16 protein-coding genes, 1 tRNA gene and 2 pseudogenes are annotated in these 20,352 nt (G+C 60.5%); 12 read left to right on the top strand and 7 right to left on the bottom strand.

Going from position 1 to position 20,352, the window contains the following annotated elements:
• The 4 genes and pseudogenes from V7D69_RS05090 to V7D69_RS05075 form a co-directional block, all read left to right on the top strand.
• The coding region (locus V7D69_RS05090) for a TonB-dependent receptor (protein ID WP_333605222.1) at positions 1 to 1,784 on the top strand (1,784 nt) is incomplete at its 5' end.
• Positions 1,785 to 1,819: 35 nt separating this feature from the next.
• Positions 1,820 to 3,091: an MFS transporter gene (locus V7D69_RS05085; protein ID WP_333605221.1), complete on the top strand. Its 1,272-nt coding sequence runs from the start codon at positions 1,820 to 1,822 to the stop codon at positions 3,089 to 3,091.
• Positions 3,082 to 4,050: an aldo/keto reductase gene (locus V7D69_RS05080; protein ID WP_324063939.1), complete on the top strand. Its 969-nt coding sequence runs from the start codon at positions 3,082 to 3,084 to the stop codon at positions 4,048 to 4,050. The genes V7D69_RS05085 and V7D69_RS05080 overlap by 10 nt, the downstream gene beginning before the upstream one ends.
• A 389-nt stretch (positions 4,051 to 4,439) precedes the next feature.
• Positions 4,440 to 4,841: pseudogene (locus V7D69_RS05075) on the top strand (zincin-like metallopeptidase domain-containing protein); the annotation flags it as partial.
• A gap of 114 nt (positions 4,842 to 4,955) precedes the next feature.
• Here V7D69_RS05075 and V7D69_RS05070 read toward each other — a convergent pair.
• Entirely contained in the window at positions 4,956 to 9,620 is a 4,665-nt protein-coding gene (locus tag V7D69_RS05070; protein WP_333605220.1) for an autotransporter domain-containing protein, read from the bottom strand.
• 231 nt (positions 9,621 to 9,851) lie between these two features.
• On the opposite strand from V7D69_RS05070, the gene V7D69_RS05065 reads away from it, so the two are divergent.
• The 3 genes and pseudogenes from V7D69_RS05065 (at position 9,852) to V7D69_RS05055 (ending at position 12,058) form a co-directional block, all read left to right on the top strand.
• On the top strand, positions 9,852 to 10,946 hold the full coding sequence (locus tag V7D69_RS05065; protein WP_333605219.1) for a helix-turn-helix transcriptional regulator: 1,095 nt from the start codon (positions 9,852 to 9,854) through the stop codon (positions 10,944 to 10,946).
• A gap of 423 nt (positions 10,947 to 11,369) precedes the next feature.
• A pseudogene (locus V7D69_RS05060) lies at positions 11,370 to 11,886 on the top strand (conjugal transfer protein TrbE); the annotation flags it as partial.
• Positions 11,887 to 11,890: 4 nt separating this feature from the next.
• The gene (locus V7D69_RS05055; RefSeq protein WP_333605218.1) at positions 11,891 to 12,058 is read left to right on the top strand and encodes a hypothetical protein; all 168 of its coding nucleotides are present in this window, start codon (positions 11,891 to 11,893) and stop codon (positions 12,056 to 12,058) included.
• Positions 12,059 to 12,376: 318 nt separating this feature from the next.
• Here the strand turns inward: V7D69_RS05055 and V7D69_RS05050 are convergent, their stop codons facing one another.
• Positions 12,377 to 12,643 (bottom strand): hypothetical protein, encoded by a 267-nt coding sequence (locus V7D69_RS05050; RefSeq protein WP_333605217.1) that lies wholly within the window; start codon positions 12,641 to 12,643, stop codon positions 12,377 to 12,379.
• 103 nt (positions 12,644 to 12,746) lie between these two features.
• On the opposite strand from V7D69_RS05050, the gene V7D69_RS05045 reads away from it, so the two are divergent.
• Positions 12,747 to 13,301, top strand: coding sequence for a hypothetical protein (locus tag V7D69_RS05045; RefSeq protein ID WP_333605216.1), 555 nt, complete (start codon positions 12,747 to 12,749; stop codon positions 13,299 to 13,301).
• Between the two features lie 79 nt (positions 13,302 to 13,380).
• On the opposite strand, the gene V7D69_RS05040 is transcribed toward V7D69_RS05045, so the two are convergent.
• A tRNA-Leu gene (locus V7D69_RS05040) sits at positions 13,381 to 13,467 on the bottom strand.
• 140 nt (positions 13,468 to 13,607) lie between these two features.
• A complete protein-coding gene (locus V7D69_RS05035) occupies positions 13,608 to 14,453 on the bottom strand; it encodes an MJ0042-type zinc finger domain-containing protein (protein ID WP_333605215.1) in 846 nt (281 codons plus the stop codon).
• 148 nt (positions 14,454 to 14,601) lie between these two features.
• Between V7D69_RS05035 and ftsE the strand changes: the two genes are divergently transcribed.
• From ftsE to V7D69_RS05015, 4 genes are read left to right on the top strand one after another with little or no spacing between them, the layout of a single operon-like run.
• Positions 14,602 to 15,315: a cell division ATP-binding protein FtsE gene (gene ftsE / locus V7D69_RS05030; RefSeq protein WP_324061040.1), complete on the top strand. Its 714-nt coding sequence runs from the start codon at positions 14,602 to 14,604 to the stop codon at positions 15,313 to 15,315.
• Positions 15,315 to 16,217, top strand: coding sequence for a cell division protein FtsX (locus V7D69_RS05025; RefSeq protein WP_324061041.1), 903 nt, complete (start codon positions 15,315 to 15,317; stop codon positions 16,215 to 16,217). The genes ftsE and V7D69_RS05025 overlap by 1 nt, the downstream gene beginning before the upstream one ends.
• A 29-nt stretch (positions 16,218 to 16,246) precedes the next feature.
• Positions 16,247 to 16,780, top strand: coding sequence for a YdcF family protein (locus V7D69_RS05020; protein ID WP_333605241.1), 534 nt, complete (start codon positions 16,247 to 16,249; stop codon positions 16,778 to 16,780).
• The gene (locus tag V7D69_RS05015) at positions 16,780 to 17,487 is read left to right on the top strand and encodes a lysophospholipid acyltransferase family protein (RefSeq protein ID WP_324061042.1); all 708 of its coding nucleotides are present in this window, start codon (positions 16,780 to 16,782) and stop codon (positions 17,485 to 17,487) included. The genes V7D69_RS05020 and V7D69_RS05015 overlap by 1 nt, the downstream gene beginning before the upstream one ends.
• A 54-nt stretch (positions 17,488 to 17,541) precedes the next feature.
• Here V7D69_RS05015 and V7D69_RS05010 read toward each other — a convergent pair whose 3' ends face one another.
• From V7D69_RS05010 to V7D69_RS05000, 3 genes are all read right to left on the bottom strand, one after another.
• Positions 17,542 to 18,339, bottom strand: a complete 798-nt coding sequence (locus V7D69_RS05010; protein ID WP_324061043.1) for a LytR/AlgR family response regulator transcription factor — start codon at positions 18,337 to 18,339, stop codon at positions 17,542 to 17,544.
• Positions 18,340 to 18,385: 46 nt separating this feature from the next.
• Positions 18,386 to 19,549 (bottom strand): sensor histidine kinase, encoded by a 1,164-nt coding sequence (locus V7D69_RS05005; RefSeq protein ID WP_324061057.1) that lies wholly within the window; start codon positions 19,547 to 19,549, stop codon positions 18,386 to 18,388.
• An 83-nt stretch (positions 19,550 to 19,632) separates the two neighbouring features.
• Positions 19,633 to 20,331, bottom strand: coding sequence for a DsbA family protein (locus tag V7D69_RS05000; RefSeq protein WP_324061044.1), 699 nt, complete (start codon positions 20,329 to 20,331; stop codon positions 19,633 to 19,635).
• Between the last annotated feature and the right edge of the window lie 21 nt (positions 20,332 to 20,352).

Genomic DNA, 20,352 nt, shown 5'->3' with positions numbered 1-20,352 from the left:
GCACGCTCTTTGGACGCAATGCGACCGGCGGCCTGATCCATCTCATCACCAAGACGCCAAGCTTCAGCGCCTCTGAAGGCAAAGTCGAACTGGGATATGGCTCTTATCAGACGCTGACGGCATCCGCCTATGGAAGCAGCCCCATCAGCGACAATCTGGCCGCCAATCTGGCAGTGTCATATGAGAACCGTGGCGAAGGCTATGGCAAGACTTTGACGCCCGGTCGCCGTTTCGGCAAGTTGGAGTCCGTCAGCGGCCTTAGCAAATGGGTTTGGAAGCCAGGCGATCGCACCCGCGTCACCGTCGACCTGATTGCAGACTATTCGAAGGACGATGCGGGTACGCTGATCGGTACGCCGGAAGGCTCGCGACCGGCGGGTCAGGGCATCGGATATCTCGGCTTCTGGACCTTGCCGGTGGCGGAACCCGATACCCCTAGCACACGCTTGAGCCTCACCGGCTCGTTGAACATCGAGCGCGACCTCGGATGGGCGCGGGTGAAAAACCTGTTTGCATACACGCGGCTGGAAGCGAGCATCTGGCCCCAGTTGCTTACCCCGGGACTGGGGACCGTGGCGAACACCCCCGGTTTCTTCCATCTGAAAGATTCGGCCGATACCTATTCGAACGAGTTGCAACTGCAGGCTCCCGCAGGCGCGGATTTCCAATGGGTCGCAGGGGTCTATCTTCTGTACGACCACGCTCAAGACCGGCGTTTCAGCGCAACGACCGCAGCTGCCTTCGTGGCGCGGTCGCCCCTCTCGCAAGACCAGTCCTCAGAGCAGAAAACCACATCTTACGCCGTTTTCGCCCAAGCCACGAAGACCATTCTGCCGGACACACGCCTGACGCTCGGCGCGCGCTATACGTCGGACAAAAAGAAAGTCGACGGGGAGGCGGCGATCGGCAACTTCAGCACTTATGCGGCCGGCCTGGCTTCCGTGGGCGCGCCGGACTCCAAGCGGTGGGGCAAGGTGACATGGCGGGCGTCCCTCGATCATGATTTCACCGACTCGATCATGGGCTATGTTGCCGCCAGCCGCGGCTTCAAGAGTGGCGTTTACAATTTGGGCTCCTTCGCCAACCCGCCCGTGAACCCCGAAGTCGTCACGCTTTACGAGGTGGGCGTGAAGTCAGAGCTGTTCGACCGGCACTTGCGCTTGAACGCGTCGCTGTTTCACCAGGATTACAAGGACATTCAGCTTAAAAGCGGCACCATGCAGCTTTGCGGCCCAGCCGGCTGCACCTTCGGCACGATCCTGTTCAATGCCGCAACATCGCGAATGAGAGGTGCCGATGTCGATTTCGAGGCGGCGTTGGGTAATCTGACGCTGAGCGGCGGTTTCGAGTATCTCGACGCCAAATTCAAAAGCTTCCCGGTTGCTCCCTGCACTGTTCCGCGGCCGGCGCCCCAAGGTGGCAACGTCACCATCAACTGCGACCTCTCGGGCGCCCAGATGCCGCGCGCGCCGAAGTTCACCGGGAATCTTTCCGCTACGTATCGTGTTGATTTGAGCGAAAGCGGCGAGCTCTCCTTCGCGGTAAACGATGCCTATAATAGCGGCTTTGCGTGGGATCCTGATGGGCGGCTTCGTCAGAACGCCTATCATCTTGTCAGCGCCTCGATCACCTGGCGCTCGGTGGATGAGCGATTGACGGCGCGCATTTGGGGCCGCAACCTTCTCAATGAGAAAATCATGGCCAACGTCATCACCGGCGGCTCTGACCTCTATTATCCTGACCTGCCGTTCACGGCAGGTGTCTCCGTAGGTGTCAAGTTCTGATGCTCGCGCCGTCCTCCATAAGTCTAGGAGAAGCATTGCAGCCGGAAATGCATGCCGTGCCCCACCGCCCTCTTCGTCATCGCGGGCCAATCGTGTTGGGAGGCGTGCTGTTCGCCCGTCTGTTCATCAACCATCCGATCATCGTTCAGACCTTTGCGGCATTATTGGTGCCTCTTGCATTGGACATGCATGCCGACAGAGGCAGCCTCTCTCTGGCTCTGGCGGGGCACCTCTTCTGTCTCGGTCTGGTTTCTCCGATTTATGGGTATCTGATCGACAGATATGGCGTGCGGCGGGTGCTCGTGCCGTGTCTCTTCCTGACGGGCCTGCTCCTGATCGGCGTTTCAGCGGCGCCCAGCCTTGAGGTCATAATCGTTCTTTATCTGGCGATGGGCCTTGTCGGCGCCGCAGCCGCACCCACGGCTTGGGGCAAGATCGTGACCAGCGTAATCCACAAGAGGCGTGGGCTTGCCCTGAGCTCGCTCAGCACCACCGGCGGAATTGGTGGAGCCCTGATGCCCATGGCGGCGGCGGCGCTTATCGCCGCGGTGGGTTGGCGTGCGACCTATGTCTGCCTGGGCGTCATGATGATCCTTGGGACTGTGCCGATCCTTTTGGCGGTCACCCCACGTACCGTCCCCCAACCTGCTGGGGCGAAGACCTCGTCGGGATCATCATTCAAGCGCATTCTGGCACGGCGGCAGTTCTGGGCCATGGTAATCTCCGGGGCGGCGATCGGCGTTTCCGGATCGGGCCTCGCCGTTCACTATATCCCCATGCTGCTGGACCGTGGGATGACCCTCGAGCAGGCGACGGCATTCAATGCACTCCCCAATCTCGTGCTGGTGGTAACCGCGCTCCTGTTCGGCTACTTCCTCGACCGGACCCGGCCTGTCCTGGCGGGCATAGCGCTCAGCTATCTATCCGCATTCGGTTTCCTGCTTCTGGCATTTGGAGAAGGAATGACCGTCATTGTTGGTGCTGCAATCGCAGGCTGCGGCGGGGGCGCGGAAGTCGGCCTGATCGCTTATCTGTGTACGCGCTACTTCGCGTCGGAAGATTTTGGCAAGGTCTACGGCCTTGCCTTCTTCTTCTGGGTGGTAAGCCAGTCAGTGGGCGCTGCGGCGTTCGGTTACGGCTATACCGTAACGGGTGATTATCTAGCACCGCTATTGGCCAGCGTCGCCATCCTGGTTCTGGCCCCGCTCGCACTTACCCAGCTTGGTCCCTATCTTTTCCACGGGTCAGGAAACTCAAGCGCCGACGATAGCTTATCCAAGGGATCAGGAGACAAGGCATGCAATTGAGATCCCTTGGCCAGTCCGGCTTGCTCGTCAGCGAGGTCGGCCTTGGATGCAACAATTTCGGCATGAGGATCGGCCCGGAAGAGGCCCGCAGCGTCGTAGATGCGGCGATCGACGCGGGGATCACGCTGTTCGACACGGCCGACGTCTATGGAGAGATGCGCTCGGAGTCCTATCTCGGCGAGGCGCTGGGCACGCGCCGTAAAGACGTGGTCGTCGCTACCAAATTCGGCAGCGCCGTCGACTCATCCTTGCTCAAGCGCGGCGCCTCGCGGCGATGGATCGTGGAGGCTTGTGAAGCAAGCCTGCTGCGCCTTGGGACCGACTATATCGATGTGTACCAGTTGCACTGGCCCGACCCAGCCGTTCCCTTGGACGAGACGCTCAGGGCTCTGGATGACCTCATCACCCAGGGCAAGGTGCGGTATATCGGCAGCTCAAATCTTTCCGGATGGCAGATTGCGGACGCCGACTGGATTGCCCGTGACCAGGGTCTTACACGCTTCGTCTCGACTCAGAACCTCCTGTCACTCCTGGAGCGGGCAGCGACGAGGGAAATCCTTCCCGCATGCGAGCATTTCGGCGTTGGTTTTCTTCCCTATTTCCCGCTCGCGTCTGGCTTGCTCACCGGCAAGTATCGCGGCGGGACGGCACCTAAGGAGAGCCGGCTGGCTAATTGGGGTGAACGGGGCCGACAGGCGTTGTCGGATGAAAATGTGGAGCGTGTTGCGACACTCGCCCTTTGGGCCGAGCAGCGAGGGCGCTCCATCCTCGAACTAGCCTTCGCCTGGCTGCTGAGCCGGGCGCCAGTTTCTTCGGTCATAGCCGGCGCCACAACGCCCCAGCAGATTGGCGCCAATGTCGCTGCTGCGGAATGGCGGCTCACGCCCGACGAGATGACCGAGGTTGCAGCCGTGCTCAAGAGGTTGCCGGCGAGTTTGGCTGAAATCAACGAAAGCTGAGGTCGTTTACGGCTTTCCCGCGAGCTTCGCTGCTGATCGGAGACTCCTGACGCCGATTTTCGAGACTTCAACCATTCGGTGCCTCCACAGGCATGTGCCCGAAGAGAACGCACGCGGGCGCTTAAATTGCTGAAGATCTGACCGCGTGATGTTCAAGGAGGGCTCTCCTGTCGGCGTGGTATTGCGCACCAACTGGGGCAAGGTGATTGTATCCAGGGAATGCGCGAGCGCGGTCAGGAGGTGATCGGCTGTCCGCCGTTCGTCGTAGTGACGAAGGAACGAAGATGAAGCCCCAATCCTCCTTGAAAAAATCGTCGGTGAAGACCCCTGCTGAGCGGGTGGTGAAGGACATCCGGCGGCAGACCCGGCGCCATTTCTCGGCCGAGGACACCCCCGAGGCGGAGAAAGAACGCGCCTCGCGCGAGGGTGACGAGGTCAAGGCGGCGCCGTTCCTCAAGCGCTTCACAGTCTTCAATATCGCGCAGTGCGAGGGGCTGCGCGGCGGGCTGGCATCCGATCCCGTGCCGCTTCCCGAGCGCGAGATCGTGCCCGTCGCCGAGGAGGTGATCGCCGCATCGGGCGTTGATTTCCGGATCGGCGGGACGCGCGCCTTTTATGTGCCGGGCCAAGATTTCGTGCAGGTGCCGCCGCAGCCCGCTTTCTTCGAGCAGGTCAATTACTACCGGACCTGCCTGCACGAACTGACCCATTATGCCGCATTCGGGATTATGCCGCATGGCTGTGCGGAACGGCATATTTCCGCCAATCAACCATGCGGCAGTTCGGCATAATCAGAGCGCAGTTCGAAAGCACCCCAATAAAGGAAGTTGTAGCGTTCGATGGAAACCAGCCAAACGACCAACGGTCCTTTGATTGTCGGCCGTTTCCTGCGCAGCGTAGGCCCCTCAGAAGTTGAAATGCACTCCCACGTTTAGATTGTGGCTGTGACCGCCACCGAACTCTCCCTGATAGGCTCCATACAAACTGAGACCAGGGGCGAGGTCATAGCTCGCGCCGGCACCAGCGGTTGCCATCGTTTCCTTACGGCCCGCCCCTAGCACGGTGAAGCGTTCGGAGTTGCCAACGAAGCCTGCGCTGGCATCGGAGCGTTCGCCCTCCAATTGATGACGGACACCGACTTCCATCCAAGGGTGGAAGCGGTCGCTTTCCCGCACACCGCCCTTCAGCTTGACGCTGCCGTCGATAAAGGTTGCCTGGGTCTTTGCTCGATCAACCGCCAGGGCAAAGGCTGTGCTGCCCGTCTCGGTTGCCGTACCGCGCCGGGTAGAGACATGGGTCAAGCCTACTTCGGGCTGGACAGCCCAACTACCCATCGAGAAGCTGTGGCCTACAGAACCATCGAGCACCAAGCTGCGGAGGCGATAGCTGCCAGAGACGGCCGTTCCGCCGGGCACATTGCGGCGGGTGTCCGCGTTGCTCCAGTCGTGAGCCAGGGTGATGCTTGCATCGAGGCCGTTGGTTTCAAAATGACCAGAGAGACCGGCAACCACACCATCGGCGTCGGTACGTGCGCCGAGCCCTGAGATGGTTTGCCGGCTGTCGATGTACCCAATGAATGCGCCGATCGATGCAGCTTCGTTGCCGAAGCCGATGCCTCCCACAACACCGTAGCTATGGCTCTTGGCTGAAGAGGTTCCAATCGCCCCCTCACCCTTCAGCGTGCGCCAATTGCCCAGGCCTTGTGCAAAGCTGAAGATGCCTGCCGTGTCCCGAATGGTTGTGGCAAGCCCCGACCGCCCGGCCTTGGCGAGTGCCAGCCCCTGCTCGACGCCCAGTTGCGATGCGCTGGCGTAAGCTTCCGGCGTCAACTGTCCGAAAGCCGTTGTATTCGCAGTGTTGCCGCTCAGAAGCGTGGGCACCGCATTGATCAACGCAGTGCTGGCGGTGCCAGCGACCAGCAGCTCGTTAACGTAGTCGATCGCAGCGTTGGCCTGGACGGTTGTACCGACAGGCGCCACGAAGGTCCCAAGCAGTTGCAGTGTCGTTCCACTATTGCGCAACACGCCGACAATACCAGGATGGGGAGGGACTATGTCGAAGTCGCCGGTAATCGTGCCGCCGTCATTGACGACGATCAGGTCGCGCGAGGCGCCCGGTGTCAGAGAGCCGGTCAGGATGAGTGTCGTATTGTCGCCGATCGTCACCGACCCGCCATTCACCACAATCTGGTCGCTCTGGCCCACAGGGACGAATTCGAAAGTCGTAGTGGTGCCGTTGGCGATATTGAGATTGCCGTTGATTGTCATGATGCCGGGTGAAGCGCCTGGAGATAGCGTGCCTCCCGTCTCGATGGAGACATCGCCGTTGACGGTTCCCGCGGTGCCGAAGGTGCCGCCGCTCGTCACGTCAACCGACCCTGTCAGCGTCGATCCTGCAAGGCCGATCAGACGGCCTCCGGTGACGTTCACCTGCTGCGTTTCAAGGTCGCCGGTGAAGCTGTTCACGCCGGCCGTGTTGTCCACCTCCTCAAATCCGCTGAAGCTGGCGCCGTCGATCGTGGTCTGTGCGCCGTAGGTACTGCCGGTATCGAATGCGAGAGTATCAGCACCTCCGCCTGCATCCACCGTGCCGCCAAAGCTTGCGCCGGAGCCTATCGTCAGCGTGTCCGCACCTGCGCCCAGGTCAACGTCGCCAGTGATTGTGCCGCTATTGGTCACGCTGTCGGCCCCGGCTCCGGCCAGAATGCTGCCAGTAATCGTTCCGCCATCGTTGCTGATGGCATTGGCGCCGTCGCCGGTGGTAATGTTGCCGGTGATTGTCCCTCCCGCAGCGTTGTTCATGACGTTGTCGCCGCCGCCGAGGTTGACGTTGCCGACCACTTCGCCGCTGTTGGATACGCTGACACTCTCGTTACCGCCATCGATCGCGGTTTCGCCGGGGGCGACCACGATGCTCGATCCCGGCGTAAGGTCCAACGCCCCACCACCGGCAACTTGAACCGTCTGCTGAGTCACCACCTGACCGGTGCCGATAATCTTTTCGATCTCGAAGCCGGTGAACAGCTGGCGAAGGGCAGGATCGATCGTGCCGGTATAGGTGGCACCGGTTATGTCGAAGGCGAGCGTATCCTCCCCATCTCCACCATCGGCCGTGCCGTTGTAGCTTGCTAACAGGCTCTGGATGAAGGTGTCGTTGCCGCCACCCAGAGAGACATTGCCGTTGATCGTGCCGTAGTTTCTGAGAACATCATCTCCCGAGCGCAAGGCGATGCCGCCTTCGATGACGCCGGTTGCGCCATTGGTGACATCATCGGCGGAGCCGAATGTGTCGATCGCCGAGCCGATAATATTCTCGAAGTCAATGTCAGAATTGACGGGGACCAGGACGACGCCACTAGAAAGGGTCAGGGGACCGCCGGGGCCGGCAAGGATCGTGCCGTTGTTGACGATCGTCACCCTGTCCGCAAGTGCAGCAATGGCAACGCCGCTGGCATCCGATGGTTGGTTCGCGATCAACTGAGCGCCGCTCGAAAACCCGAGATGAGCCGCGCCACGCGCGGTGATGACCCCGCCAGCCTGGTTGGTGATTGAGATGCTCGATACGCCTTCGGCATCGGTGTTCACGGCCAGTGCCGTCGAAAAATCAATAAGAACCTGGTTCGAAGGCAGGTTGATCAGATTGCCCGGCGTCAAATAACTGCCGCCCGATGCGGCGATCGTACCGCTGTTCACAACGACCACATTCGCACCGGCAGTTTCTGCCCCCAAAACTCCGCTGGACAGGTTGCCTGCCTCGACTTCGATGGAAATGGCGCCGCCCGCATAGTCGGCCGTGGAGATCGTGCCGCTATTGGTGAAGTTTAACGCGGCATCCAGGGTCGTTTCCTGTTCAATCTCGATCCCCGGCGCCCCTTCCGCAAAGAGAGCGGCGCCCGGCGTAAGGCCCCGGCCGATGTTTCCGCTGTTGTTGATCGTTACGAGGCTGGTCTCCGCATCCAACCCGACCGAGCCCACGATCGTACCGCTGTTGACAAAGCTTACGCTCTCGGCGTCATCGTCCTCGCTGGTTTCATCATCTTGCAGGAGCCCGGTCTCTATGAAAAGCGCCGTGCCGCCTTCCATCGCGGAGGCCGTGATACGACCCCGGTTTTCGAACTGCAAGTTGTGAGTAGCAACGCCAGCATAGAAGCCGTCGTCGATCTCACCATTCTCAGTGTTGACGATGGTGGCGCTGCCCGCATTAAATTCGTCATTGGCGTCGGGAAGAACGAGGTTGAGAGGACCCACGAGCAGCGTCAGCCCTCGCTGGAAATATCCGGTCGCATCGATGCCGCTGATCAGGCCGCTGTTGGTGAAGGAAAACTCGGTCGCCGCGACGTTGCCATCCAGGCCGCCAACGATGGTGCCACTGTTTTCGATTGTGACTTTGGCCACATCGGTGGTTTCGAGTGCCTGACGGATGCGCACCGCCGCATTCAGCCCGTCATCGAACTCCCGCTCGATATTGGTGGTTGCGGACCGCGCTCCGTTAAAGCCCATCTCAATGGACCCGGCATTGCGGAAGACGAAGTCTTTGCCGGCTGACGTAGTGATGACCGATCCGATGCCGCCGGTGACCTGGTTAATTCCAGCATTATTGATGAAGCTGGCGGTCGCAATCCGGGTGTCTCCATTGACCGTGCCGTTGTTGACGAAGCTGGTGAGCGCGTCTCCATACGTGGGCATGTAGAGCGGAACGGTGCCAGGCTGCACCACATCCCGCTGGAATACCGCAAACTTTTGCTGATAATAGCCGATTGCCGCAGGTACGACTGTCACACCCTGAGGATACAGGCCGGCGGTGTCCAGCAGGTTGATTGTGCCCTCGTTCACGACGTTGCCGTCGCCCATCAGGTTGATGGTCGTTCCCTGGCCGGTCAACGTCAGCGTCGTGGCGGCACCGCGCACTTCAAAGCCCTCCACCTCAAAGGTGGATGGCAAGGAGCGTGCGCCGAGTTCAAGAGACTGCGACTGGTTATAACTGCGCGTGTAGATGTCGATCCCGCCGCCGGCCGTGATCGTGCCGGTAACGCCATCATCGGCGCCTCTTTGGATGAAATTGGCGGTGCTGAACCCGGTGCCGAGTTGCAGATTGCCGTTCAGAGTGCCGCCATCCGAGACGTAGAAGTATAGTGCACTCGGCAAAGGATTTTGCCCGGGCGCGGGAGTAGGCTCTACATACGAAACGTTGCCATTGATGGTGCCCGCATTGGTCACATCGAAGCTGAGCAGCGGTATGCCGGTCCTTGCCGGTGCCGCAATGGCATTAGCGCCGTCACCAATCACGCCCCCAGCCTCGTTGGTCACCGAGATAACAACCGCCTGACCGGCAGCGATCGCCGGATCGCCTGTGATCGTGCCGCTGTTGTTCACAACGATCGCAGTTCCGAGCGTGCCAGTGATCGGTCCAATCGAGTCTGTATTGGTGATGATGCAAACTGGGCCGGTACTCCCATCGGGGCACGTCGTCGCCTGCTGCGCCCATGCGCTACTTGCCCCGAGCGCGAATGCGCTCACGCCGATGCCAAGCCCAAGACGAATGCGCGAACATTTGGAAACCTGCCGGCCCATGAAATCCCCCCTGCGATGATGCCTGGAAGAATCTCTAAGCCGGGTTCAAGCTCAAACGCATCCCCCGATCAGGGTATTTGTGACTAACAGTTTGCATATTTGCGGCGCTATATTGCGTTTTATTGCCAAGGCTGCTTACATTCAGGCGCTGGACGTGAACATGGGGCCTCGCGTCAGCCAACAAGAAGGTGATGTTCTGAACCCGGGTCGCTACGGGGGGATTCGAACGGGGTGGATGAGAAGATATTGGCGCTGGGCGAGCATTTCGCGCTGGCTGCCGTCGATGGGAATGAATGGGTTCCAGCTCTGCGGGCCATGGCGGAAATGACCGGCAGCGCTCATGGGCAACTTATCGGCTTTGTTCCTGGAGCGGTGCCTTTCAACTGGATCAATGATACAGATGAAGTCCAGATCGCTCGCTTCGTCGAGCAGGAGCGCGGCGATCCCGATATCAATGTTCGCGTGCGCGCCTCTCTAAACGATCGACCCTTCGTCATCCGCAGCGAGGCCGACTATCGCGCGGTCGGGACCGGACCTGGGTTCGATCTTTATCGAGAGATGTGCGATGCTTATGACATCTCCTTCGGTTGCCAAACAAAACTGGTGGAAGGCCGCGATCATTTCATCGGCTTATCCCTCAACCGCAGTCGCAAGGACGGCGAGACCGATGCTGACACGCGGGCTCTGTTTGCCGCGATAGCGCCGTACGTCCGCAGTGCCGTGAGGATCCAGATGGCTCTTGAAGATCGCGGCGCTGCGATCTTGAATGGCGCGCTGGAATATACGGGATTGCCCGTCTTCATCTGCGATGAGACTGGCCATTTGAAAGCCAACACAACGGAAGCTGAGACGCTGCTCTCTGCGGGGTCTTTCCGGGTAACAGACGGGAAGATCGGACTCGCTCATCCTTATGACAACGCTATCCTGCAGCAAGCGCTGGTCCGACGTCATCGTCACTCTCTGGGGTTCGAAACCTTAATGTTCGGAGGCGATGACCAACAGATGCCCATTATAGCCGACCTTTGCCGGCTCCCACGTCAGCCCTGGCACCTCGGTTTAGCGTCGCAGTTTCTGATTATCGTGCGCTCCGGCCGCCGCTGGCACGATGCCGCCCCGGCTATTCTGCGCACCGCTTTTGGCCTTTCGGCAGCAGAGACCGATGTTGCTCTGGCACTCGCAAGCGGTGAAACGCGCGACGAGATTGCGGCTACGCGCAATACCAGTGTTCAGACAGTAAAGGCTCAGCTCAAATCCATTTTCGGAAAGGTGGGCGTCAACCGTGAGGTGGAGCTGGTCGCGATGTTCGCCGGCACGCTCCGCCGGTAAAGAATAGTTTTAGTTACGCGGGAGCCTTGAAACGGCAAGACGACCGTATCGCCCCCTTTAGACTGCCATGACGATAGCCGCGTCTCTTGGCCGAACGATCGCGTTATACTCGCTCAAAACCTGCTGGACATTCGGCGTATCGGTCACGTAGAGCGAATACATAACCTCCCTGGCCTGATCGACGCGCATATCGAGCCATGCAATCTTCGATGCGTCGGGTTGGGCCTCACTTTCCTGGCGTCGATCTGTTCGCTATACCCCGCGATCACGTCGTTGATCGCGTCCAACGCCGCTCCGTATCTGACCACGACGATCACCGTGACCGACAGCGATCGCGGCCGGGTCGAGGACAAGGTCCGGCAGGTCGAGCGGATCGTCAACGGGCTCGGGTTCACGACGATCCGAGAAGGCGTCAATGCGGTCGAGGCCTGGCTCTCTTCGCTGCCCGGCCCGACCTATGCGAACGTCCGACAGCCGCTCATCCACACGCTGAAGGTGCACCGCAAGAAGAACGTCGCGGTGCTGTTCGCGACCTAGAGTCTTGCTGACATCGCATCGAGCAGCATCGCGCCCGCCATCATCGAAAGCTGTCCTCAACGGATTCTGCTGCCCAACGACCGGGCGATCGAACGGCAGAGCCGGGAAGCCTACGAGCGGTTCGGGCTGAACAACCTCCAGATCGAGCTGGTCAGCCGCGCGACGCCCAAGCGGCAATATTACCTTCAGTCCGCGCGCGGAAATCGGCTTGTTCGAACTGGGGCTCGGTCCGATCGCGCTGGCGCTTTGCGGAGCCTCCGACCCGGTCACCCAGGCAAGGATCGACGCGATGATCGCCGATGGCGGTCAGGAGGATTTCGCCGCGCGCTTCCTCGTCGGTGCTGGCCTCGAATGGGCCGCCGACCTTCTCCCCGATTTCCCCGCCCCCCAAGCAAAGAAGTAATGCGATGCGTTTCCTCACCCGCAAACATCTGATCGCAGCCGCGCTCAGCGTCGGCGCTACGGCGTCCCTCGTCGTTGGCCTTGCCGTGTCTGCGTCATCTTCACGTACCAATGATGTTCGTGATGATCGTGAGCATCATTTGGGTGCGGTGCTGAAGTGCATCGCCGGATAGCTTCGTTGAACGCTTGAAACCTACCAATATTGGTGCGGCGTGTGCCAAATCCATTAGACTGAGGCCGAAAATTGGAGTTTGGTGCACTCAGTGGTGACTCCTACTCGCCGAATTGTGCAAAACATTGAAAAACCTTAGTAAAATCAATGCTCTTGGTGCGGTCGAGAAGCATATTTTCCCTTCTCATACAAACACATGGCGACCTTCAAATCGTTGAGCGGACTCAGTTTTGTCCTCATGGTCGCTCATACCGTTTCAAGGTAGCGCAGAGCGAAAGGGGGACTGGGTTGCACGTTGACAACTGGGTAGGTGGTGCGTCTAGTTTTCTACGAAGGGGTCAAGCGGTGTTCGCTTAGCTTCGAAGGTCGCAATAATGTCAGCGAGTGCTTCGTCAAATGTCGGGAAGCTGTCTGACCACGCCGAAGAATCTGTCTTCGACTTAACATCGTAGGCGTAGATTCTCCAGCTCAAGGCTTCTTTGCCATCATCTGCACGGTGTAACTTCACCTCGATATTAGAATAACCTGATTTAATGTTCTCGTTGTCATGAAGCCTTTCCATAGCTTCAGAAATTTTAATTTTCATGTAGTGTTTGAATGTTTAATCCTACTCCATATGCTAAGGAGTACACCATAACGTAAGGCGTAGGGTACTCCTTATAAGCCTTCTAAGAAACAAGGAGGCTTTTATGGCGGCGGTTGCCCAACTCAAAAGTCTGGTTGAAAATTTCTCCTCGGTGCCATTGGGCGCTCAGCACGTTTGGCTCGACGACCGTCATGGTCTCGTCGTGGGCGACTACCCGACGCCTCAGATGCGGTTCGACTTTGCCAGTGAAGCTCTGGTCAGTGTTGCGCCAGCTCCTCCGACAGAGAAGAGGGTCATCTCGTTTCTCGCGCAGGCCAGGCGCGTCGGCCAAAAGTACGAGCTGGAAACCGAGGAAGCGATTTACAAGTTTGGCAGCGCCACTCAGTTGCTGATTGAGGGCTTGAACATCATCGAGGAAAATTTCCCTGGGACGCTCGAAAAGTTCTCTATGCGGAAGGGGCGCAGCAAACGGGCAGTTGCCCGTACTCGCGCTGAAATTTGCGACTATCCGCACCCCGATAGCCACTCGGCGGAACTGAAGTCGGGGTACTTTGCAGCCACGAACAACAAAGACCCCGAGGCTCGCGGTTTTCTGCGCGAGGCGGCAGAAATCGCGGGTCTCAAGTGGGGCAAAAACTTCATTGTCCGCCGAGGCTGACGCGGGGGACTAGAAGGGGGACTGGAACTTTGCGAATCCCCCTTAAAATCTAAGCATATCAAATGCTTAGATTAAGTTCTGGTGCGGTCGAGAAGACTCGAACTTCCACGGGCTTTCGCCCACAACGACCTCAACGTTGCGCGTCTACCAATTCCGCCACGACCGCTAAATCACCGAGGGATCAATCTTATCGCCTCGGGGCAGGAGCGGGCCCTTAGCAAAGGGTTGGGGAGGCCGCAAGCGCGTTTGCGCAAGATATTCTGTGAAGCATATAAACGCCGATCCGGCGACGCTATCGGGAGCCGGTCAATTCGGCTTCCACCCGATTTCCGCCGAGCGGGCAGCTTTGGGGATATCGGTCAGCGCCTCGTTAATGGTGATCGTTTCACCGGGCGCCAGGTTGTGTCGGGGCGGCACGACTTCCTTTTCGTAAACGATGCGCTCGCGCCCGTCCCGCAACACGACCAGCAGCGAGGGAACGTACCGCCTTTCGCTGCCGATATTGCTGATCGTACCGCTGACGCTGAAAAATTCCGAGCCGTCCGGCAAGGGCTTGCGGTCCTGCCGCTTGCGCGGGAAATCCAGCTGCAAGTCCGGTTGCGCTTGCTGAAACGTGGCATGGGGAAGGGGCAGCCAGTCGGGCAGGCCGCTCCAGGCGACGGCCCCGGCAAGCCCCAGCGTCACCACTGCAAAGATAGCCGCCGCGTAAGTACCGATCTTCGTCCAATTGCGCCGAGGGCGGAATGGGGGCGAGAAATCGAAGCTGGAGGGCCTTTCATCCGCGTAAGCATGGTTCGCTGCATCGTCATAGACGGCCGGCTCATTCCAGCGGGAAGGCGTGGGAGGCGGGGGTAAGGGATCGACATGCGGCTCAGGCTCCTGGCCAGGAGCGGCAACCGACGGAGCGATGGGCTCCGGCGGAGGCGCTGCTTCGCCATGTCCAGCGCTGCGCTGCGCGGAAGCCGCGGCATCGCGTCCTGCTTCCGCCTGACCGACTGCAACGCCCCCCTCAACGGCTTCAAGGTGATATTCGGGGCCTGCCTGGAACCAGCTGTGCCGACACTTTGCGCACCGCACAGTGCGGCCGTCCACCCCGATGGCGCTGTCCGGGACGGCGTAGCGCGTCGAGCAGGCTGGGCAGGCGATAATCATGGTTACTCTCATAAGCACGGTTGGCTTGCACGCGACAAGCGCCTGACCTGTGGGTTCGCGCCCTATTGCCCTTTTTTCCACATTCATTGGTCGCTATAGCCGCCGTGGTCGCCCGTTCGGACCCGACCGACACAACAAATCGACGAGCATGACCGCGGACGGGGAAATCATCCACTTCGACAATGTCGGCCTGCGCTACGGCACCGATCGCGAGGTGCTGAGCGATCTGACCTTCACGCTGTTCCCTGGCCGGTTTTATTTCCTCACCGGCGCCAGCGGTGCAGGCAAGACTTCATTGCTGCGGCTGCTCTATCTTGCACAGCGCCCTTCGCGCGGGGCGATCCGTATGTTCGGAACGGACGCCATCACCATGCCGCGAAGCCGCCTGCCTCAGCTGCGGCGGCGGATCGGCGTGGTGTTTCAGGACTTCCGGCTTATCCCCCATCTATCCGCCTTCGACAACGTGGCGCTGCCGCTGCGGGTCGCCGGGCACCGTGAGGATGATCTGGCCGGCCCGGTGCGCGACATTCTGCAATGGGTGGGCTTGGCCGACCGCCTCGAAGCCCGACCGGCCACGCTCTCGGGCGGAGAGCAACAACGCGTCGCCATCGCGCGGGCGGTGATCGCGCGGCCGGACATGCTGGTGGCCGACGAACCGACCGGAAACGTCGATCCGGAGATGGCGCTGAAACTCATGCGCCTGTTCGAGATGCTCAACCGCCAGGGTACGACGGTGGTGGTCGCCACACACGATCTCGACCTGCTGCGCAAGGTGCCCGACAGTTTGATTATGCGGCTGGATCGGGGCCGCTTGTCCGATCCCACCGGCGCCTTGCGCTATCCCCCGCGAAAGCCTTCCTGATGGTGCGTCGCCTGCTCGCTTCCAGAGGCGCGGAACTGATCGCCCAGGGTCGTCTTTCCGGGCCGATGCCGTGGGTCATCGCCATCATGGTGGCGATGACCGGCATCGCGCTGGCCGGGGGCCTCGCTCTCGGCAACGCGGTCTCCGCCGCGAAAGCCGAGATCGAAGGCGGGATCACCGTGCAAATCCTGGAGCCGCGCGCCGAAGTGCGCGAACAGGAAGCCGCACGCGCGGTAGCCACGATCACGAGGATGCGCGACGTTGCCGGCCTAAGGCTGGTGCCGCAGGCCGAGCTTGACGCGCTGATTGAGCCCTGGCTGGGCACCGGCATCGCTGCCGCAACAGGATCGGCGATTCCGGTGCCTGCGCTGATTGACGTGCGGCTGAAAGGGCCCGTAAGCCCGGCGCAACTCGCGGCGATCGAACGGACTTTAAGGCCGGCGGCGCCATCCGCGCGCGTCGATGCGCAATCGAACTGGCTGAAACCGGTATTCGACGCCATGGTCTCGTTGCAGGTGCTGGCTATCGCACTTGTCGCATTGTTGACGCTGGCTCTGGCCGCTGCCGTGTTGCTGGCGGTCCGCAACGCGCTGGGCACCAATCGCGACACCATCGAGATCGTTCACTTGTTGGGCGGCACCGATCGGCAGGTCGCCCGCCTGTTTCAGCGTTCGATTGGCTACGACGCGGCGGGTGGCGGCGCGGTGGGCCTGGCTTTGGCTATGGTAGTGATCCTGGCGCTGGGACGCCGCTTCGCAGGGTTGGGTGCCGGACTGGTAGACAGCGGCGCGCTGGTGTGGAGCGACTGGCTGCTGTTGGCAATGGTGCCGGTTCTTTCCACTCTGCTCGCGATGGCAACCGCGCGGCTCACTGTGCTTCATGCATTGCGCAAGATGCTTTAGTGGACATAAGGCTGTATAAGCACTTCACGATGTTTCGACGCCTCATCTCCTTTGTCGTGCTGATCTGGCTCTTCGGCTTCCTGTGGTTCGCGATCGCGCTGCCGGGCCCCCTGCCGAATACCGTGCGCACGGACACCATTATCGTGTTGACCGGCAGCCAGGGCCGGATCGAGCACGCCCTGGATGTGCTCAAGGCTGGCAAGGCGCCGCGCCTTCTCGTCTCGGGCGTGGGCCGGGAGGTCACGGGACACGAGTTCGCCACCGAATTCCGTGTGCCGCGACGATTGATGAAATGCTGCGTGACGTTGGGCTATCAAGCCTATGACACGCGCTCGAACGCGACGGAGGCGGCGCAATGGGTCACACGGCATCATGCCCGCTCGGTGCGGCTTGTAACCGCTGATTGGCACATGCGGCGCGCTGCGTTGGAACTGGGGCGCGAACTGCCGTCCGGCGTAAAAGTGGAATATGATGCCGTACCGTCCCAGCCAAGCCTGACGGCGCTGATGCTGGAATACCTCAAGCTGCTGGCGCGCGTCGCGCTCAATCTCGCGGGACGATAATGCGAACCACCGCTGCTGATGTGTTGCGCAGCCTGGCGTTTTATGCGGCCTTTTACCTTGGCAGCGTAGTGCTGGTCCTTATGGCCCTGGTCGCACTGACCATTTCCGACAAGGCTTTGCGGGCCGTGGTGCGCGCCTGGGCAGGTCATCACCGGCTGTGCGCGCGCTGGCTTCTCGGGATCAGGGTCGTGATGGAAGGCAAGCCGCCCAAAGGCGGCGTGCTCGTTGCGGTCAAACACGAAAGCTTCTTCGAGGCGATCGACCTGCCGTTGCAGATGGACCAGCCTGTGCCCTTGCCCAAGGCCGAACTGCTGCGTATCCCTGGTTGGGGCCGGGCCGCCAGGCATTATGGAGTGGTCGCGGTCGAGCGCGACGGGGGCGCGAAATCACTGCGCCGGATGGTGGCCGATGCGCGCACATTTACCCAGGAGGGGCGACCTCTGGTGATCTTTCCCGAAGGCACCCGCGTTCCCCCGGGCCAGCACGCTCCGTTGCAATCGGGCTTTGCCGGGCTTTACAAGCTGCTCGATCTGCCGGTGGTGCCGGTAGCGGTCAACAGTGGCCGCCTATATCACCGGCTCTGGAAGAAGCCGGGCACGATCACCGTGCGCGTTGGCGAACGCATTGAGCGCGGCCTCCCGCGTCCCGAGGCCGAGGCACGCGTGCTGGCTGCAATCAACGCGTTGAACCAGGATGCGGAAGCCTGAGCCTTCGAAGCCGAGACACGAACCGCAAGGGCCGCTCGCGTCCGAACATCGCCTTCAATGTACGAAGCGGGCGATCACGTCGCGATAAGAGCGGGACACTTTCACTTGCGCGCCCGAATCAAGCACTAGGAAGCATTCGCCGTTTGTATGCGGCTTGACTTGCCGAACCTGGTTCAGATTGACGATGGTGGACCGGTGGACACGCTGAAATACGCGCGGGTCCAACCGGCGCTCCAGATCTTTCATCGTTTCGCGCAGGATCAGGGAATTGTCAGCGGTGCGGATGCACATGTAATCGCCGGCCGCTTCGATGTGCTCGATCGAATCCACGTCGATGCGGAAGATCTGGCCGCGATCCTTGATGTTGATGAGCTTTTCATAGCGATCGGCATTGGCGTCGATCTCGTCCGGGAGCGCGTCCACGGCGTCCGGCGCCACTTCGGCCAGCACGGTCTTGAGCTTCTCGGCCTCTTCGGCCGAACGCTTTTCCGCTATGCGCTGCCGCACGCGGGCCAGGGTATCGTCAAGCCTGCTCTCATCCACCGGCTTCATCAGGTAATTTACAGCATTCGCTTCGAAAGCGCGCACGGCGTGTTCCTGATAAGCGGTGACGAACACGAACAGTGGCGGTTCGATCTCCATCACGCCCTTGACCACCGAGAAACCGTCAAAGCCCGGCATCTGGATGTCAAGAAAGACGAGATCGGGTTTTTCGGTCTTGATCTTGCGGATCGCTTCGCGCCCGTTCGAACAGGTGTCGATGATCTCAACGTCCGAATACTTCTCAAGGCGCAGTTGCAGGCCCTGAATCGCCAGCTTTTCGTCATCGACAAGGATGGTCCGAATAGTCATGCTCGTATACTCCGGGCCGGCAAAACGCGCGCGACCCAATAAGGTTTCATCGCGCGGTCAGCACGGGCTGACGCGACATGTCGATATTTTCTTCATGAGTTTCGCGGCGTTCAGCGGGAATCTCTATCACGACGGCAAAGCCGCCTTCGGCCGGCTCGATCGTTTCGAACCGGTGTTGTTCGCCGTACGCCTGGGCTAGGCGGTCGCGAATGTTGGACAGCCCAACGCCGGTGGAAACCGGCTCCCCTCCATCGTAGCTCATGCCCGACAACCTGTTGTCGGTGGCGGCACTTTGCAAGCCCGGTCCGGTGTCGGAGACGGTGATGCGAAGCATGGGACCGACGAGTTGCGTGGCGATGGTGATCTCGGCCCCGGTTTCCTGCGGCGTCACGGCGTATTTGATGGCATTTTCGACCAGCGGCTGCAGCAGCAATGAAGGCAGCAGGCAGGTTTCGGTGGCTGGATCGATCTGAAAGGTCGTGCGCAACCTGTCTTCGAAGCGCATCCGCTCGATGTCCAGATAGAGCTGCAGCGTTTCCACCTCCTGCGCCACGGTCACTCGCGCCGATGGTTTGTTCACCAGCGTGTAGCGCAGAAACGATGACAGGCGGCTGAGCATCGCGTTGGCCGGCTCGGTCTGCTTGAGCAGCACCAGCGTGGAGATCGAGTTCAGCGTATTGAACAGGAAGTGCGGATTGAGTTGATAGCGCAGCATGGCCAGTTGGGCCTGCGTTGCCTGGTTTTCCAGTCGCATGAGCTGATCGTTCTGCTCTTCCACCTGCAGGTAGAAATTGATCGCGTAATACAACGCCGACCATGCGCCCAGCAGCGTGGCGTCCAAATAGAACACGCCCAGAAAAAGCTGCGTGAAGCTGGTATCGCCGTCCAGCCGATAAAGCGAGATCACCCAGGCATCGATGAAGGCGTGAAGACCCACCGCAAAGGGCAGGATCAGCGCGGTCACCCCCCACGTCACGATCGCGCGCCGAGCGATCAGCGATCGATAAATCACCGCCAACACTAACGAAATCGAAAAACCCGTGATCGTCGCTATCAGCACCAGCACCAGGTTGGAAAGCGGCTGATTGTTGGCCAGGGCCGACATTGTGCGCAGGACCATCGCCCCGGCCCACCCGATGGCTTGCAGGCGCCAGAACGCCTTGTCCTTGTTGGCGAAGAAGGGGATCGGTTGAATAGGCAGGACGGGCATGGCCATCACTTTAGCCTAAATTGCAGGGTGCGGAAGATGATCGCGGCTACACGACCACGTGCTCGTCCGAGCGGGAGCAGCGCCTAACCTCCGCGCGCGGCTTGGACCGCTTCGGAAAGCTGGCTGACACCCACGGCACCGGAGATCAGCCGGTCACCGGCGATCCAGCTCGGCGTACCGGCAAAGCCCAGATGGCTCGCCATGTCGAGATTGCGGCGAATTTCCGCTTCTACCGTCGGACTTGCGGCGATCCGCCGGGCGCGATCCATGTCCAGGCCCGCTTTGCGCGCGACCGCCTCGATCGTCGGGCTATCGATTTGCCCGGCGGCGAACATCGCGTCGTGGAAAGCCTGGTATTTGCCTTGCTCCGCCGCGGCAAGGCCCATTCTGGCCGCGGCCGGGCTGTTGGGGCTAATGATCGGCAGTTCGCGCACCACGATGCGCAAGTCCGGATTCCTGGCAATCAGCATCCGCACGTCAGGCAAGCTCTGCCGGCAGAAGCCGCAAGCGAAATCGCTGAACTCGACCAGAGTAACTTTCCCGTCCGGATTGCCCAGCACCGCGCCGGGGAACGGCGTTTCCACAACGGAGCGCACGCCGGCCAGCTGCTGCGCATTTTGCCGACGCTGCAGTTCATCCATGGCTTGCGGGAGAATTTCGGGATGATCGAGAATGTAATCATGTACGACATGTTCAACAGCGATGCGTCCGCCGAACCAACCGCCGGCGCCGATCAGCGCGACGAATGCGGCGATCACTGCGAACTTCGTGCCCTTGCCCATGTATTCCCCCGTTGTATGCGA

The organism is Novosphingobium sp., from assembly GCF_036733805.1.
Classification (GTDB): domain Bacteria; phylum Pseudomonadota; class Alphaproteobacteria; order Sphingomonadales; family Sphingomonadaceae; genus Novosphingobium.
This window is presented reverse-complemented; position numbering and strand designations above follow the sequence as displayed.

What these genes read in the sequence shown, in the direction of transcription:
- V7D69_RS05010 (WP_324061043.1), bottom strand. Translation starts at nt 18,339, where the DNA reads ATGACTATTCGGACCATCCTTGTCGATGACGAAAAGCTGGCGATTCAG.
- V7D69_RS05070 (WP_333605220.1), bottom strand. Translation starts at nt 9,620, where the DNA reads ATGGGCCGGCAGGTTTCCAAATGTTCGCGCATTCGTCTTGGGCTTGGC.
- V7D69_RS05020 (WP_333605241.1), top strand. Translation starts at nt 16,247, where the DNA reads ATGTTTCGACGCCTCATCTCCTTTGTCGTGCTGATCTGGCTCTTCGGC.
- V7D69_RS05045 (WP_333605216.1), top strand. Translation starts at nt 12,747, where the DNA reads ATGGCGGCGGTTGCCCAACTCAAAAGTCTGGTTGAAAATTTCTCCTCG.
- V7D69_RS05080 (WP_324063939.1), top strand. Translation starts at nt 3,082, where the DNA reads ATGCAATTGAGATCCCTTGGCCAGTCCGGCTTGCTCGTCAGCGAGGTC.
- V7D69_RS05025 (WP_324061041.1), top strand. Translation starts at nt 15,315, where the DNA reads ATGGTGCGTCGCCTGCTCGCTTCCAGAGGCGCGGAACTGATCGCCCAG.
- V7D69_RS05035 (WP_333605215.1), bottom strand. Translation starts at nt 14,453, where the DNA reads ATGATTATCGCCTGCCCAGCCTGCTCGACGCGCTACGCCGTCCCGGAC.
- ftsE (WP_324061040.1), top strand. Translation starts at nt 14,602, where the DNA reads ATGACCGCGGACGGGGAAATCATCCACTTCGACAATGTCGGCCTGCGC.
- V7D69_RS05050 (WP_333605217.1), bottom strand. Translation starts at nt 12,643, where the DNA reads ATGAAAATTAAAATTTCTGAAGCTATGGAAAGGCTTCATGACAACGAG.
- V7D69_RS05055 (WP_333605218.1), top strand. Translation starts at nt 11,891, where the DNA reads ATGCGTTTCCTCACCCGCAAACATCTGATCGCAGCCGCGCTCAGCGTC.
- V7D69_RS05005 (WP_324061057.1), bottom strand. Translation starts at nt 19,549, where the DNA reads ATGCCCGTCCTGCCTATTCAACCGATCCCCTTCTTCGCCAACAAGGAC.
- V7D69_RS05000 (WP_324061044.1), bottom strand. Translation starts at nt 20,331, where the DNA reads ATGGGCAAGGGCACGAAGTTCGCAGTGATCGCCGCATTCGTCGCGCTG.
- V7D69_RS05015 (WP_324061042.1), top strand. Translation starts at nt 16,780, where the DNA reads ATGCGAACCACCGCTGCTGATGTGTTGCGCAGCCTGGCGTTTTATGCG.